Genomic DNA, 15555 nt, shown 5'->3' with positions numbered 1-15555 from the left:
CCGTCAGATCGGCAGGGCGATGTAGAAGATCGTGCCGTGGCCGATGCGCGAGTGCACACCGATGCGCCCGCCATGCAGCTGGGCGATTTCCTTGCACAGCGCCAGGCCGAGCCCGGCACCGCCGCGGCGCCGGCCGATCTGCACGAACGGCTCGAAGATCCGCGCCTGCTGGCTGTAGGGAATGCCCTCGCCGTTGTCTTCCACGCTGATGATCATTCGCTCGCCGTGATGGCGCGCCAGCAGGCGCACCTCGCCGCCCTCCGGCGTATGGCGCAGGGCGTTGCTCAGCAGGTTGTCGAGCAGCCGCTCGATCTGCTGGCGATCGAGCAGCAGGCTGGGCAGCGGCTGCTGCAGCTCCAGCTTCAGCTCGACGTGGTGCTCGGCGGCGGCGACCACGAAGCGCTGGCGCGCGTCTTCGAGCAGCTGCGGAACGTCGCACGACTGCAGCTCCAGTTTCTGCTGGCCGCTCTGGTAGCGCGAGAAATTCAGCAGGTCGTTGATCAGCCGCACCAGTCGCTGCATTTCCTCGTGCACGGTGCTCAGCAGGTCGGATTCACGACTGTTGGGCGGGTAGTGCAGACGTTCGCGCAGCAGGCTGAAGGCCATCTGCATGCCGGTCACCGGCGTGCGCAGCTCGTGGGAGGCGCGCAGTACGAATTCGTTGCGCACGCGCTCGAAGGTGCGCTGGTCGGTGACGTCGTGCAGCACCATCACCGCGCCGCTGATGCTGCCATCGTGGTGGTTGACCGGGCTCATGCGCCAGGCCAGCAGCCGGCGTTCGCCATCGGCCTCGATCACCAGATCCTGCGGCGGCCCGGCGAGCGGCTTGTCGCTGAGCACCAGGCGCGCGGCCTCGTCCAGTTCCGGGTAGCCGAGCGCCTCGCCCAGGCTGCGACCCAGGTGTTCGCCTTCCCAGGCCAGCTGGCGCTGGGCGACCGGGTTGGCATGCTCCAGGCAGCCGTGGCGGTCGATGATCAGCAGACCGTCGTCGATGCTGTCGAGCAGCGCCTGCAGGCGCTGCTGGCCGTTCATCAGCGCCTGCACGTTGGTCTGCTTGAACTGGAACAACGCCTGCGCCATCAGGCCGAAGCGCCGGCTCAACGACGACAGCTCGGCGATGGGCGAGGTCGGCAGTTCGATGCCGAAGTCGCCGCGCCCGATCTGGTCGGCGGCCGCCGACAGCTGCTCGATCGGCGCGCCGAGGCGCCGGGCGAAGCTGTGCGCGGTGATGAAACCGATCAGCAGCACGGCGATACCGGTCAGGCCGAGCAGGCCGGCCAGCAGCATGGCGCGTTCGCGGCTGCGCACCTCGGTGTCGCGGATCGTCGCGTAGGCGCTCTGCTGCATGTCCACCATCAGGGTGCGGACCTGATTGAAGGCCTGGCTCAGCTCGTTTTCCTCCAGCAGCGTCCAGCCCTGGCTGCGCGGCGCATCCAGCACCAGCAGAAAGCTCGCGTAGGCGCTGGCGATGCTCTGGAAGGCCTGACGGTCCTCGTCGTTGCGCGCGCTCTGCATACCACGCTCCAGCGACGACTGGAAAGCCGCCCGCGCCGCGCCAAGCGATTCGTGATCGCGGTGGTCGCGCAGCAGGATGATCAGGTGGTTGCCGAGCGCCTGGCGTAGCTGTTGGTTGATCTCGATGATGCCGAAGTTGTCGCGGATCAGGTGCTCCTGGCTCTTGGCCATCTGCATGACGCTGACCAGCGCCAGCAGCAGGCCGAGCAGCGCTACCGTCATCAGCGCCGAGAAACCGAGGAACAGCCGGGTTCTCAGCTTCATCTGCAGCTTCATAGACCGTACTGCTTGCGCTTACGGTAGAGCGTCGAGGCGTCGATGCCGAGGATCCGCGCGGCCTGCTCGAGGGTGTCGCTGGTGCTCAGCACGCCGGCGATGTGCGCCTTCTCCAGTGCTTCCAGGCTCAGCGGTTCGCCGATGCGCGGCGCGTTGCCGGTGGCCTGTTCGCCGAGGCCGAGGTGGCTGACTTCGATCATCGCCTGCGGGCAGATGATGCTGGCGCGCTCGATCACGTTGCGCAGCTCGCGCACGTTGCCCGGCCAGCGGTAGGCCTTGAGCGCGGCGAGTGCGGCGTCGCTGAAGCCGCGAGCCGGGCGCCCGTAGCTCTTGACGAACGAGGCGAGGAAGCGCTCGGCCAGCGCCAGCACGTCTTCCGGTCGCTCGCGCATGGGTGGCAGGTTGAGCGTGATGACGTTGAGGCGGTAGAGCAGGTCCTCACGGAACTTGCCTTCGCGCACCATCTCCTCGAGGTTGAGGTTGGTCGCCGCGAGGATGCGCACGTCGGCACGACGGGTCACCGGGTCGCCGACGCGCTCGTACTCCTTGTCCTGGATGAAGCGCAGCAGCTTGGGCTGCAGGGCCAGCGGGAAATCGCCGATCTCGTCGAGAAACAGCGTGCCGCCGTCGGCCTGGTTGACCCGCCCGAGCGTGCTCTCGGTGGCGCCGGTGAAGGCGCCGCGATTGTGGCCGAACAGCTCGCTTTCCATCAGCTCGGCCGACAGCGACGGGCAGTTGATGGTGACGAAAGCCTTCTTCGCACGCCGGCTCCAGGTGTGGATGGCACGTGCCAGCTCGCCCTTGCCAGTGCCGGATTCGCCGAGGATGAGGATGTTGGCGTCGGTGTCGGCGACCTGCCGCGCCGTCTCCAGCACCGCCATCATCGCCGGGCTATGCGAGCCGAGCGCATCGCTGCGCTTCTGCATCTCGCCTTCCAGCGCTTCCAGGCGCGCGGCCATCTGCCGGACTTCCAGCTGCTTGGCCGCCGACAGTCGCAGCTGCTCGGGGCTGCAGGGCTTGAGCAGGTAGTCGGCGGCGCCGGCCTGCATCGCGTCGACCGCGGTGTCCACGGCCGAATGCGCGGTGACGATCACCACGCGCATCCACGGCGCCAGCGTGCGCATCTGCTGCAGCACGTCGAGGCCGTTGTCCTCGCCCAGGCGCAGGTCGAGGAAGCACAGGTCGAACACCTGGCGTTGCAGGATCGCCTCCGCCTGCGCGGCGCTGGCGGCGGTCATCACGGTATAACCGCGATCCTCCAGGCAGTAGCGGAAGGTCCGCAAAATCGCTGCTTCGTCATCCACCAGCAGGATTCGCCCACCCGTGTCCGTCGTTTGCTCCATGAATGCTCCTTCCGGGTCGCGATATTTGATGCGGCAAGCGGCACTGGCGGGACGCGCCCGTGCGGTGCCGAAGGCGAGTTCTTTAGTCTATGAAAAGTCTTGCAAGTTGCACGGTGCGCCGTCGTCGTTCCGGCAACCGCGCTGGCGCGGAACGGGCGGCCGACACCAGCCTCTGATTTAGAGGACGCAGGCGGCGCGGCAACGCCGGTGCGTGGTCTGCGGCCGACCATCTTTTACGGGCGCCCGGCGCCGGTCACAGGAGCAATCCGCCATGAATCCAGCGACGCAGCAACTCAACGAACTGATCGAGATAACCCGCGACGGGCAGCGTTTCTACCAGCATGCGATCGACGAAGTAAAGGATGTCGAGTTGCAGCATCTGTTCCGCGACATGGCGCAGGCCAAGACCCAGGTGATCCAGGCGCTGGCGGTCAAGGTGGCGGCCAGCCACGGGCAGCCGGCGCAGGGCGGCACGCTCGCCGGGCGCCTGAACGAGCTGTACGCCGATGCCCGCGCGCACCTGGGCAATGCGGATGGCGCCTATGTCGAGCAGCTGCTGCAGACCGAAGAGCGCATCCTGCGCGCCTTCGAGGATGCGCTGCCGGATGCGCAGCCAGACGTACGGGCGCTGCTGGCGGTGGAGCTGCCGAAGCTGCGTGCCTGCCACGCGCGCATGCGCCAGTTGAAGGAGATGCGCTCCTGAGCGGAGTCGATCATGCAAAACGCACGGGCCGGCGAGGCGGCTCGTGCAAAATCAAGGGCGAGACGCTTGTTAAGCGTTTCTAACTTATTGAATTAAAAGGTTTATTTTTTAATGCAAGGCTGGCACGCGGGCTGCAATGTCTAGGGCAAATCGCCTACGACATGCTTAGAAGGAGTTGAGGATGAACCGCGAAGCCCGCTTGTCCCTGGCCAGCAAAGGATTGCTTGGCGCTGCAGTGGTGACCTTGATCATGGGAGCCAAACAGCCGATGGACGAACCGCTCAGCCAGCAGCAGCCGGACGCGGCGGAACGAATCCAGCTGTATGACGCTCAACCTAATGAGATCACGCTGACCGGCCGGGCACCGCAATCACTCGATTTGCACCAGGCGCGCTCGGAACAGCGCTGGGTCTTCTGAAGCAGGGAGTTTGCAGGCGAACCGGCAAGGATGCGTAGAAATACTCGAAGTCGATCGTGCCGTGGCCGGTCCGTCGAGAACCGATCCTGAACCGAGAGGAGTCGCACCATGCTGAGTTGGGCTATCACTTTCCTGATCATCGCCATCATCGCCGCGGTACTGGGCTTCGGTGGCATTGCGGGCACCGCTACAGGTATCGCCAAGATCCTGTTCGTGGTTTTCCTGGTGCTGTTCGTGGCATCGCTGATCTTCGGACGAGGACGCGGTCCGCGCGTCTGACGGGATGAAGCCGCCCGTAGCGGGCGGCTCCACACCGAGGAGCGGGAACGGCACGGGATGCCAGCGTTCTTTCGAGGTGCGCGTAGCGCGCCTCAACAGCGGCGCCGACGCAACGGTCGGCGCCGAGGGAAGCAGCCCCGACAAGGGGTGAACCAGGGGGACGGGTTGCTCTGCTTGGCGGCGTGACTCAGGGGTACAGGGAGTACCTCCGGCATCGGTCCGGGTTCGGCTGGTGCTGCGCGCCGGAGCATGGTCATCGCTCCGGCGCGCGGCCCTATCGTCGCTTTTTCGTCTTCGCGTTTTTTCCCTCGCTGTCTCTCTATCCTCCCGGCACGACGCGGCTATCATCGCTGCCTGTCGAAAGAGGGGGATACACATGCTCAATGGCCTCTGGCTGGGCTTTTTCCTGGTTGCCGCCGTCGCCGCGCTGGCGCGCTGGCTGCTTGGCGGCGATCCGGCGGTGTTCGCCGCGCTGGTGGAAAGCCTGTTCGCGATGGCCAGGCTGGCCGTCGAGGTGATGATCCTGCTGTTCGGCACGCTGACGCTGTGGCTGGGCTTTCTGCGCATCGCCGAGCAGGCCGGACTGGTGGAATTGCTGGCGCGGCTGCTCGGCCCGCTGTTTCGCCGACTGATGCCCGAGGTGCCGGCCGGGCATCCGGCGCTGGGGCTGATCACCCTCAACTTCGCCGCCAACGGCCTGGGGCTGGACAATGCCGCCACGCCCATCGGCCTCAAGGCGATGCGCTCGCTGCAGGAACTCAACCCGTCGAGCACCACGGCGAGCAACGCGCAGATCCTCTTTCTGGTGCTCAACGCCTCGTCGCTGACGCTGTTGCCAGTGTCGATCTTCATGTACCGCGTGCAACAGGGCGCCGAGGACCCGACCCTGGTGTTCCTGCCGATCCTGCTCGCCACCAGCGCCTCGACTCTGGTCGGGCTGCTGTCGGTGGCACTGATGCAGCGTCTGCGCCTGTGGGACCCGGTGGTGCTGGCCTATCTGATTCCCGGTGCGTTGCTGCTCGGCGCGTTCATGGCGCTGCTGGCGAGCCTGTCGGCGACCGCGCTGGCGTCGCTGTCCTCGCTGCTGGGCAACCTCACGCTGTTCGGCCTGATCGTGGTCTTCGTGGTGGTCGGTGCGCTGCGCAAGGTGCCGGTCTACGAGAGCTTCGTCGAAGGCGCCAAGGAAGGCTTCGATGTGGCGAAGAGCCTGCTGCCATACCTGGTCGCCATGCTGGTGGCGGTCGGTGCGCTGCGTGCGTCCGGCGCGCTGGATTTCGGCCTGGACGGCATCCGCTGGCTGGTCGAGACGCTGGGCTGGGACACCCGTTTCGTCGATGCGCTGCCGACCGCGCTGGTCAAGCCGTTCTCCGGCAGTGCGGCACGCGCGATGCTGATCGAAACCATGCAGAACCACGGCGTCGACAGCTTCCCGGCGCTGGTCGCGGCGACGGTGCAGGGCAGCACCGAGACGACCTTCTATGTGCTGGCGGTGTACTTCGGCGCCGTCGGCATCCAGCGCGCGCGGCATGCGGTGGGTTGTGCGCTGCTGGCGGACCTGGCCGGGGTGATCGCGGCGATCGGGGTGTGCTACTGGTTCTTCGGCTGAGCCCGCATGGCGTGGCAAACAGCGATGACTGCGCTTGGCGCAAAAAAGAGCCCGCCAGGCGGCGGGCTAAAGCGTGGCGCGTTGCCAGAGCCGAAACAACGGCTCGGCAAGAAACATCACCAGAAACAACCTCAGCACCTGCACCGCGGTGACCAGCGCCACCGACAGCTGCAGCGCCTCGGCGGTCAGGCACAGCTCGGTGATGCCGCCGGGCATCATCCCCAGCGTCAGCGAGGTTTCGTCCAGCGCCGTCAGCCAGCCCAACCCGGCGGCCAGCGCCGCGGCGACCAGCATCGCCATCAGAGTGAACAGCAGCACCCGCAGCAGAAACGCCGGCGCGCTACGAAAGAACGCGCGATCGAAGTGGCAGGCCAGCGACGAGCCGATCAGCCATTGACCGACCTGTCCCAAGCCGTCCGGCAGGCCGATGTGCAGGTCGAATCCGGCGCTGGCCAGCGCGCAGGCGGTCAGCGGGCCGAGCATCCACGGGTTGGGCTGGCCGCACCGCCGCCAGAGCAGCGCCAGCAGACCGCCGGCGGGCAGCAGCACGGCCAGCCAGAACCCGTCGACCGGCAGCGGCGCAGGTGGCTGGACCGGCGGCAGGCTCCAGGTGAAGAACGCCGGAATCACCAGCACCACCAGCAGCATGCGCAGGCTGTGCGCGGCGGCGACGCGGCCGGGGTTGGCGGCGTGGCGGCTGGCGAGGTTGACCATCTCGCTGGCACCGCCCGGCATGCTGGCGAAGTAGGCGGTGGCGCGGTCGCAGCCGCCGCGCGAGAGAATGAACATGCCGATCAGGCTCAGCGCCAGGGTGCCGAGCGCGCCGGCGAGGATCGCGCCGAAGTGCGCCAGCACCTCGCCCAGCACCTCGCCGGTGAAGTGCAGGCCGATGGCGCTGGCGACGATCCATTGCCCGGCCTGACGCCCGCGCGGCATCTCTGCCACCAGCCAGCCGCTGCAGCGCACCGCGATCACTGCCAGCAGCGAGCCGACCATCCACGGCAGCGGCCAGCCGGCCAGGCTCGCCAGCCAGCCGCCGACGGCACCGATCAGCGGCGTCGCCCACCAGGCCGGCAGCCGCTGGCGCATGTCAGGCCTGCGCCTCGACCACATTGCCGCGACGGCGCTTGAGGTACCAGCGCAGCGCCGGCATGCCGAGCATCGCCACGGTCAGCGCCCACAACGCCAGGGTGATCGGGCTGCCCCAGAGGATGCCCAGCTCGCCGTTGGAGATCGACAGCGCACGGCGCAGGTTGTCTTCCATCATCTCGCCGAGCACGAAGCCGAGGATCAGCGCCGACAGCGGGAAGTCCAGCTTGCGCAGCAGGTAACCGAACACGCCGAGGCCGACCATCAGCACCAGGTCGAAGGTGGTGCTGTGTACCGAATACACGCCGACCATGCTGATCACGGTGATCGCCGGCACTAGCACCCAGTTCGGCACGGCGAGCATGCGTGAGAACAGTCCGACCAGCGGGATGTTCATCACCAGCAGGATCACGTTGCCGATGAACAGCGAGGCGATCAGGCCCCAGACCACGTCCGGCTGCTGCTCGAACAGCAGCGGGCCGGGCGTGATGTTGTACAGCGTCAGCGCGCCGATCATCACCGCCGTGGTGCCCGAACCCGGCACGCCGAGGGTCAGCATGGGGATCAGCGAGCCGCAGGCCGAGGCGTTGTTGGCCGATTCCGGGGCGGCCAGGCCGCGCAGGTCGCCGTCGCCGAAACGACCCTTGGCACCGGCCATGCGCTTCTCGCTCATGTAGGTCATGGCGCTGGCGATGGTCGCCCCGGCGCCCGGCAGCGTGCCGATGACGAAGCCGGCCACGGCGCTGCGTAGCATGGTCCAGAAGGTCAGGCAGAACTCCTTGAAGTTGAACAGCAGCCGCCCGCTGGCCTTCACCGCCTGCTGCCCGCTGTGGGTCTTCTCCAGCATCAGCAGGATCTCGCTGACGCTGAAGAAACCGATCACCACGATGACGAACTGGATGCCGTCGGACAGGCTGACGCTGTCGAAGGTGAAACGGTAGACACCGGTGGTCGAATCCACGCCCACCGTGGCCAGCGCCAGGCCCATCAGCGCGGCCATCAGCGTCTTCACTGGCTTGTCGCCGACCATGCCGCCGAGGCAGGCGATGGCGAAGATCATCAGCACGAAATACTCCGCCGGGCCGAACGCCACCGCCCATTTCGCCAGCAGCGGAGCGAACAGCACCACGCCGCAGGTGGCGATGAAACTGCCGACGAACGAACTCACCGCCGACAGCGACAACGCAATGCCGGCCTTGCCCTGACGCGCCAGCGGATAGCCGTCGAGGGTGGTCATCACCGCCGCAGCGTCGCCCGGCACGTTGAGCAGGATCGCCGAGATACGGCCGCCGTATTCGCAGCCCAGGTACACCGCGGCGAGCAGGATCAGTGCGGTCTCCGGTGGCAGGCCGAGGGCGAAGGCCAGCGGCAGCAGCAGCGCCACGCCGTTGATCGGGCCGAGCCCCGGCAGCAGGCCGACCACGGTGCCGACGAAGGCGCCGAACAGCGCCACCAGCAGGTTGGTCGGCCGGGTGGCGACATCAAAGCCCTGCAGCAAGAAATTCAAAGTTTCCATATCAGCTCTCCAGCAGCCGCAGCAGGCCGAGCGGCAGCGGCACGTCCAGCAGGTAATCGAACAGCCCGTAGAGCAGCACGCCGAGCAGCGCGCCGCTGATCAGGCTGGGCCACAGGCGACCGTTGAACAGCAGGCCGAGGGCAAAGCCGGTCAGCGCGGTGCTGATGACGAAACCCAGGGTTTCGAACAGCAGCGCGTAGGCCAGCAGCGCCAGCACGCAGAGCACCGCGCGCACGGCGCCCGGAGAGTCGAATGCCGGCGTCGGTTCACCCTGCGGCTTGAGCAGCAGCCATAGGGCGCCGCAGCCCATCAGCAACAGCAGCAGCAGCGGGTAGGCGCGTGGGCCGACCGGGTCGTAGGCGAAGGGCGCCTCGAAGCCCCAGGCGAGCAGGGCGAGGCCGGCGCAGGCGAGCAGCCACAGCGCGGCGAAGACACGTACGTACATGACGGGATACCTCAAGGATGCGGCCGCCCGAGCGTTGCGGGCGAGCCGTGCGGCCCGCGGGCGCGGGCCGGTTCTGGCGTTACTTGAGCAGGCCGAACTCGCCGGCCAGGGCCTTGTAGTCCTGCACCTGCTGCTTGACGAAGGCTTCCAGCTCATCGCCGGTCATCGACAGCGGGAACAGGTCGCGCTGTTCGCGCAACTTGGCGAAGTCCTCGTCGGTGAGCAGGGTGTCGAACTGGGTCTTCCACCAGTTGAAGTCCTCGTCAGGCACTTCCGGGCCCATGTAGAAACCGCGGATCACCGGCCAACTGATGTCGTAGCCCTGCTCCTTGGCGGTGGGGATGTCGGCCAGCTTGCCCGGCAGGCGCTCGTCGGCGAGCACGGCGAGGATGCGGATCTTGCCGGCGTCGAGCTGCGGGGTGACTTCGCCGAGGCCGCTGGAGGTGACCTGTACGTGGCCGCCGAGCATGGCGGTCAGCGTTTCGCCGCCGCCCTCGAAGGCGACGTAGCGCAGCTTCTTCGGATCGACACCGGCAGCGCGGGCGATCAGCGCGGTCTGCATCCAGTCCTGGCCGCCGATGGTGGCGCCGGCGCCGAATACCACGCTGCCCGGGTCCTTCTTCACCGCGGCAATCAGCTCGTCGAGGTTCTGGTAGGGCGCGTCGGCGCGCACCGAAATGGCGCCGTAGTCGGTGCCGACCGCGGCCAGCCAGCGCACGGCGTTCTCGTCGTAGCGGCCGAACTTGCCCTGCGCGAGATTGAGCAGCGAGCCGCTGGAGAAGGCGGTGATGGTGCCGGGATCGGCAGCGCGCTGGGCAACCACCGCGTTGTAGGCCACCGCGCCGACGCCGCCTGGCATGTAGGTGACGCGCATCGGCGCCTCGAGCAGGCCGGCGTCCTTCAGGCCGCTCTGGGCCAGCTTGCAGGTCAGGTCGAAACCGCCGCCGGGTTTGGCCGGAGCAATGCACTCGGGGCGCTTGGGTTCGGCCAGCAGCTGGCTCGACAGCAGCAGGCAGGACGACAGCAGGGCGAAACGGCTGAGTCGGGTTTTCATCGAAAGGTCCTCTTCTTGTTCTGTTTACCAGATCGGCAGGCTGTAGCTGACGATCAGGCGGTTTTCGTCGGCGTCGCGGGCGAAATCGGAGCGGTACATCGCGTTACGCCAGCGCAGCGCGACATTTTTCAGCGGGCCGCTCTGCACCACGTACTTGAACTCGAAGTCGCGCTCCCACTCGCTGCCGTTGCTGCCGCCGGAGTATTCGGCGTTGTCGCCGGAGATGTAGCGGGTCAGGAAGGTCAGCCCGGGAATGCCCATGGCGGCGAAGTTGTAGTCGTAACGGGCCTGCCAGGAGCGCTCGTCGGCGTTGGCGAAGTCGTTGATCTGCACGAAGTTGACCAGGAAGGGGTCGCCGCCATCGATGTAGGCATAGCCGGTGTCGCCGCGCATCTGCTGGTAGCCGAGGCTGAGCTTGTGGCCGCCCAGGCTGTAGCCGAGCATGCCGTTCCAGGCCTGGTTATCGATCTTGCCGGCATTCGCCGCGCCGGTGTCGTCACTGAGCATCACGCGCAGGTCGGCGCTCAGCACGGAGTTGTCGCTCAGCGGCTTGTTCGCCAGCAGGCCGAAGAAGTGCTGGCGGTACACGTCATCCAGCTCGCCGTAGTAGTAGCGCCCGGTGAGGTTCTCGTTGAAGGCGTATTCGGCACCGGCGAAGGTCAGGTGGTCGGCCTCGGCGGCGCTGGCGAAGCGGCCGTTCTTGTTGTTCAGCTGCAGGTCCTGGGAGTTGGTCGAGGAGCGGTCGATCACCTTGTCCAGGCGGCCGCCGGTCAGGGTCAGGCCGTCGATATCGGTGGAGGTGACGGTAGCGCCCTCGAACACCTGCGGCAGCGTGCGGCTGTCGCTGGCCTTGACTACCGGCGTCTCCGGAATGTGCGAGCCGTAGCGCAGTTCGGTCTCGGCAATCTTGGCCTTGGCGGTCAGACCCAGGCGGCTGAACTCGTCCGGCGTGCTGCCATCGTCGTGCACCGGCAGCAGATCGGTGCCGGCGCGACCGCCACCGGAGTCGAGCTTGACGCCGAGCATGCCCAGCGCGTCGAGACCGACGCCGACGGTGCCTTCGGTGAAGCCGGAGCGCACGTCGAGGATGAAGCCCTGGGTCCATTCCTCGCGCTTGGACTGGCCATCGCCTTCGCGGAAATCGCGGTTCAGGTAGATGTTATGCGTCTGCAGAGTCGCGCTGCTGTCCTCGATGAAGGCGGCCTGGGCGAAGGGCGTCAGCGAAGCGGCGGCGACAGCAAGGGCGAGACAGGCTGGTGTGGGTCTGACGACAGTCAGCATTGGGTATCTCCAGTTGTTGTTTTTGTTGTCACGGCACATGCGCCGTGCGGAGGTGGATCGAGCCACCTGCGAGCGATCCTAGGCAGTCAAGCTTTCGCCAGCCTTTCAGCGCGCCGCGGGCTGATTTCTGCCGCTACACTGGCGCTCCGTTGGCAGATCGAAGGGACAGGCAATGCGCATTCTCCTGGTCGAGGACCACCCGCCGTTGGCCGAGAGCGTGACGCAGGCGCTGCGCGCCGCCGGTTGGACGGTGGACCTGCTCGCCGACGGCATCGCCGCCGACCTGGCGCTGGCCAGCGAGGATTACGCATTGGCGATCCTCGACGTCGGCCTGCCGCGGCTCGACGGCTTTCAGGTGCTGGCGCGCCTGCGTCAGCGCGGCAAGACCCTGCCGGTGCTGATGCTCACCGCGCGCGGCGAGGTCAGCGACCGCGTGCACGGCCTCAACCTCGGCGCCGACGACTACCTAGCCAAGCCGTTCGAGTTGTCCGAGCTGGAGGCGCGAGTCAAGGCGCTGCTGCGCCGCAGCGTCGCCGGCGGTGAGCGCCAGCAGCGCTGCGGCGTGCTGGTGCACGATCTGGATGCGCGGCGGTTCAGCCTCGCCGGCGAGCCGCTGAGCCTGACTTCCCGCGAGCAGGCGGTGCTGGAGGCGCTGATCGCCCGTCCCGGCCGGGTGATGAGCAAGGACCAGCTGGCTGCCCAGGTGTTCGGCCTCGACGAGGACGCCAGCGCCGACGCCATCGAGATCTACATCCATCGCCTGCGCAAGAAGCTCGAAGGACGGCCGGTACGCATCGTCACCTTCCGCGGCCTGGGCTACCTGCTCGAGGCGCTCGATGGCTGAGCGCACCGCGGCCGGCAGCCTGCGCGCGCGGCTGCTGCTGCGGCTGACCATCCTGCTCACGCCGCTGCTGCTGTACGGGGCCTGGAGTGCCTACTGGAACGGCCGCGCCGCCGCCGACATCGCCTACGATCGCACCCTGCTGGCCTCCGCCCGGGCCATCGCCGATGGGCTGGTGACCAACGACGGCAGGCTGCGCGCCAACGTGCCGTACATCGCGCTGGACACCTTCGCCTACGACAGCGCGGGGCGTATCTATTACCAGGTGCTGGACACCGAAGGGCGTCTGGTCAGTGGCTACGAACAGCTGCCCGCGCCGGGCGCCGAGGTCCGTCGCACCGACGACTACCCGGCGCTGGCGCGCTTCTATGACGGCGAGTTCCAGGGCCAGGGCGTGCGCCTGGTGAGCCTGCTGCAGCCGGTCAGCGAGCCTGAGCTGAACGGCATCGCCGAGATTCGCGTGGCCGAGACGCTCGGCGCGCGCGAGCGCATGGCGCGCAGCTTGTTGAACGATACGCTGTGGCGCCTGGGCTTGCTGGCGCTGGCCGCGCTGTTGCTGGTGTGGCTGGCGGTCAGCGCCGCGCTGCGCCCGCTGGCTCGGCTCAGCGAGGCGGTGCAGGAGCGCCCCCCGGATGATCTGCGGCCGTTGCCGCTGGTCGACGTGCAACGCGAGTTGAAGCCGCTGGTGGGCGCGCTCAATCAGTTCACCGAACGCCTGCGCGGCCAGTTCGAACGCCAGGCACGCTTCATCGCCGACGCCTCCCACGAGCTGCGCACGCCGCTGGCGGCGCTCAAGGCGCGCATCGAACTGGGCCTGCGCGAGGCGCAGCCGAGTGTCTGGCGCAACACCCTGGAAGACGCCGGGCAGAGCACCGACAAGCTCATCCACCTGGCCAACCAGCTGCTCTCGCTGGCGCGCATCGAGAGCGGCGCGCAGTCCATCGCCGAGGGGGGCGCGCAGCGCCTGGACCTGTCGCAACTGGCCCGCGAGCTGGGGCTGGCCTTGGCGGCGCTGGCGCATAAGCGCGGTGTCGCCCTGGCGCTGGAGGCCGAGGCGCCGGTATGGATCGACGGCGAGCCGACGCTGATCAGCGAGCTGCTGAGCAACCTGCTGGACAACGCGCTGGCACACACCGTCGAGGGCGGCAATGTGGTGCTGCGGGTGCTCGCCGGCGCCGTGCTGGAGGTGGAGGACGACGGCCCGGGTATTCCCGCCGACGAGCGCGAGCGGGTGTTTGCGCGCTTCTACCGCCGCGATACCGGTGGGCACGGCGCCGGCCTCGGGCTGGCCATCGTCGGCGAGATCGTGCGTGCCCATCGCGCCGAGATCAGCCTGGATCAGGGCCGGCTCGGCGGTCTGCTGGTGCGGGTACGCTTCCCCGGCGCGGCCTAGTCAAGACAGGCCTTTCAAGCGCGGCGGCGGCTCCAGAACTGCTGCGCCAGCTGCTGCATGCCGACCACCAGGCCGGCGACGCCGGCGGCGCTCTGCTGGCTCTGCAGCCCGGCCACCGCGTGACGCTCGGCGCCGGCGCGGATGCTGACGATGCTCTGGTTGATCTGCGCGGCGGCGGCACTCTGCTGGTCGACCGCGGCGGCGATCTGCGTGCTCATGCCGCTGATGTCGGTGACCTGATCGTTGATGTCGCGCAGCGAACGTTCGGCGTGCTCGGCGCGGTCGACGCTGATCTGCGCCTGCTCGCGGCTGCGCTGCATGACCGCTACCGCCTCGCGCGAGCCGGCCTGCAGCGTACCGATGATGCCCTGAATCTCCGCGGTGGCCTCGGCGGTGCGCGAGGCCAGGCCGCGCACTTCGTCGGCCACCACCGCGAAGCCGCGTCCCTGCTCGCCGGCGCGCGCTGCCTCGATGGCGGCGTTGAGCGCCAGCAGGTTGGTCTGCTCGGCAATGCTGCGGATCACTTCGAGCATCCGGCTGATGTCCTGGCTGTGGCCTTCGAGCAGCTGGATCACCTCGGCGGCGCGCTGAATCTCGCCGGCCAGGCGAGCAATGCTGCTGCCGGTCTCGCCGACCATGCCACGGCCATTGGCGGCATCGTCATCGGCGAGTGCCGCCGCCTGCGCCGTGCGCTGGGTGCTCGCGGCAACCTCGCGCACGCTGGCGACCATCTGGTCGATGGCGGTCGCCACGAGGTCGGTCTGCTGTTGCTGGGAGGCCGCGCTGGCGGTGCTTTCCTGCAGGGCGTCGGCAAGTTCGTGGGCGTGTTCGCTGATCTGCCGGCTGGAGTCGGCGATACGGCCGACCACGGCGCCGGCCTCGGCTTCGAGCATGCGCAGGGCGAAGGCGATCTCGCCCAGTTCATCGCTGCGTCCGGTGTAGATCAGCTGGCTCAGCGGGTTGTAACCGATGCGCCGCGCCTGGCTGCGCAGCGTGCGCAGGGGCGCCAGCGCCAGCAGGCTGAGCAGCGCGGCGGCGAACCCACCGGCAGCGCCGGCGAGCAGGGCCAGCGGCCATGTCAGGCCGGCGAGCAGCGCCGTCGCCCCTGCGCCGAACAGGCTGCCGAGGCCGCCGCACAGTGCGACGCGGGCCTGGAAGCCGGGCCGCCAACGGCTTTGCGCCAGGCCGCCGGGCGTGCCGGCGCGGGCGTAAAGCGCCTCGGCGGCGCGAATCTGTTCGGGCTGCGCCTTGGTGCGCACGGACTGGTACTCGACCACCTTGCCGTCACGGCGGATCGGCATGGCGTAGGCGTCGATCCAGTAGTGATCGCCGTTCTTGCAGCGGTTCTTGACCAGCCCCATCCATGGCCGGCCGGCCTGCAGCGTGCTCCACATGTCCGCGTAGGCGGCCGGCGGCATGTCCGGGTGGCGGATCAGGTTGTGTGGCTGGCCGAGCAGTTCGGCCTCGCTGTAGCCGCAGATCTCGATGAAATCCGCGTTGGCGTAGGTGATCTGGCCTTTGAGGTTGGTGGTGGAGAGGATGTTGGCGTTTTCGCGGACGCTGACTTCACGGCCGGTGACAGGCAGGTTGGTTCGCATGTGGGCGAATCTCTTCCGTGGGAACAGAGTGACGATTTCGCGAGGCGGGTGGTGGTGCGGCTCTGATCGGAGGATCGGCAGCATCTCGTGATGGACCGCCAGTGACGGCTGCGGCGGACTCTATGCCAGTTTCATGACACTTGTATGGCAGTGTGCCAGCATTGCGTCGTTGCTGCTAGCGGCTTGTTGATGCCGCCG

14 protein-coding genes are annotated in these 15555 nt (G+C 67.9%); 6 read left to right on the top strand and 8 right to left on the bottom strand.

Annotated elements, in window-relative coordinates; all coding sequences use genetic code 11:
• Window positions 1-3: 3 nt before the first annotated feature.
• Together U8L64_RS18115 and algB are read right to left on the bottom strand one after the other, a co-directional pair.
• Window positions 4-1791, bottom strand: coding sequence for a KinB sensor domain-containing domain (locus tag U8L64_RS18115; protein WP_054093938.1), 1788 nt, complete (start codon window positions 1789-1791; stop codon window positions 4-6).
• The gene (algB, locus tag U8L64_RS18110; RefSeq protein ID WP_333398429.1) at window positions 1788-3134 is read right to left on the bottom strand and encodes a sigma-54-dependent response regulator transcription factor AlgB; all 1347 of its coding nucleotides are present in this window, start codon (window positions 3132-3134) and stop codon (window positions 1788-1790) included. The genes U8L64_RS18115 and algB overlap by 4 nt, the downstream gene beginning before the upstream one ends.
• A gap of 271 nt (window positions 3135-3405) precedes the next feature.
• On the opposite strand from algB, the gene U8L64_RS18105 reads away from it, so the two are divergent.
• The 4 genes from U8L64_RS18105 to U8L64_RS18090 all read left to right on the top strand — a co-directional run bounded on the left by U8L64_RS18105 (window position 3406) and on the right by U8L64_RS18090 (window position 6140).
• A complete protein-coding gene (locus U8L64_RS18105) occupies window positions 3406-3837 on the top strand; it encodes a ferritin-like domain-containing protein (protein ID WP_333398428.1) in 432 nt (143 codons plus the stop codon).
• Window positions 3838-4018: 181 nt separating this feature from the next.
• A complete protein-coding gene (locus tag U8L64_RS18100) occupies window positions 4019-4255 on the top strand; it encodes a hypothetical protein (RefSeq protein WP_043295265.1) in 237 nt (78 codons plus the stop codon).
• Window positions 4256-4363: 108 nt separating this feature from the next.
• Window positions 4364-4534: a DUF1328 domain-containing protein gene (locus U8L64_RS18095; protein ID WP_003282841.1), complete on the top strand. Its 171-nt coding sequence runs from the start codon at window positions 4364-4366 to the stop codon at window positions 4532-4534.
• Between the two features lie 376 nt (window positions 4535-4910).
• Window positions 4911-6140 carry a nucleoside recognition domain-containing protein gene (locus U8L64_RS18090; protein ID WP_043295267.1) on the top strand — a complete coding sequence of 410 codons (1230 nt, stop codon included), beginning with the start codon at window positions 4911-4913 and terminating at the stop codon, window positions 6138-6140.
• A 66-nt stretch (window positions 6141-6206) separates the two neighbouring features.
• Here U8L64_RS18090 and U8L64_RS18085 read toward each other — a convergent pair whose 3' ends face one another.
• The 5 genes from U8L64_RS18085 to U8L64_RS18065 all read right to left on the bottom strand — a co-directional run bounded on the left by U8L64_RS18085 (window position 6207) and on the right by U8L64_RS18065 (window position 11525).
• The gene (locus U8L64_RS18085; protein WP_234302959.1) at window positions 6207-7229 is read right to left on the bottom strand and encodes an AbrB family transcriptional regulator; all 1023 of its coding nucleotides are present in this window, start codon (window positions 7227-7229) and stop codon (window positions 6207-6209) included.
• A gap of 1 nt (window position 7230) precedes the next feature.
• On the bottom strand, window positions 7231-8745 hold the full coding sequence (locus U8L64_RS18080; RefSeq protein WP_043295271.1) for a tripartite tricarboxylate transporter permease: 1515 nt from the start codon (window positions 8743-8745) through the stop codon (window positions 7231-7233).
• A gap of 1 nt (window position 8746) precedes the next feature.
• Entirely contained in the window at window positions 8747-9190 is a 444-nt protein-coding gene (locus tag U8L64_RS18075) for a tripartite tricarboxylate transporter TctB family protein (protein ID WP_008569351.1), read from the bottom strand.
• A gap of 79 nt (window positions 9191-9269) precedes the next feature.
• On the bottom strand, window positions 9270-10244 hold the full coding sequence (locus U8L64_RS18070) for a Bug family tripartite tricarboxylate transporter substrate binding protein (RefSeq protein ID WP_008569352.1): 975 nt from the start codon (window positions 10242-10244) through the stop codon (window positions 9270-9272).
• 24 nt (window positions 10245-10268) lie between these two features.
• Window positions 10269-11525 carry an OprD family porin gene (locus U8L64_RS18065; protein WP_333398427.1) on the bottom strand — a complete coding sequence of 419 codons (1257 nt, stop codon included), beginning with the start codon at window positions 11523-11525 and terminating at the stop codon, window positions 10269-10271.
• A gap of 172 nt (window positions 11526-11697) precedes the next feature.
• Here U8L64_RS18065 and U8L64_RS18060 point away from each other — a divergent pair, with 172 nt between their 5' ends.
• Both U8L64_RS18060 and U8L64_RS18055 read left to right on the top strand, forming a co-directional pair.
• Window positions 11698-12369, top strand: coding sequence for a response regulator (locus tag U8L64_RS18060; protein WP_333398426.1), 672 nt, complete (start codon window positions 11698-11700; stop codon window positions 12367-12369).
• Window positions 12362-13759, top strand: coding sequence for a sensor histidine kinase (locus U8L64_RS18055; protein ID WP_333398425.1), 1398 nt, complete (start codon window positions 12362-12364; stop codon window positions 13757-13759). The genes U8L64_RS18060 and U8L64_RS18055 overlap by 8 nt, the downstream gene beginning before the upstream one ends.
• A 14-nt stretch (window positions 13760-13773) precedes the next feature.
• Here U8L64_RS18055 and U8L64_RS18050 read toward each other — a convergent pair whose 3' ends face one another.
• A complete protein-coding gene (locus U8L64_RS18050; RefSeq protein ID WP_333398424.1) occupies window positions 13774-15357 on the bottom strand; it encodes a methyl-accepting chemotaxis protein in 1584 nt (527 codons plus the stop codon).
• Between the last annotated feature and the right edge of the window lie 198 nt (window positions 15358-15555).

Origin of the sequence: Pseudomonas sp. FIP_A4, assembly GCF_036701605.1 — a bacterium.
Taxonomy (GTDB): domain Bacteria; phylum Pseudomonadota; class Gammaproteobacteria; order Pseudomonadales; family Pseudomonadaceae; genus Stutzerimonas; species Stutzerimonas phenolilytica.
This window is presented reverse-complemented; position numbering and strand designations above follow the sequence as displayed.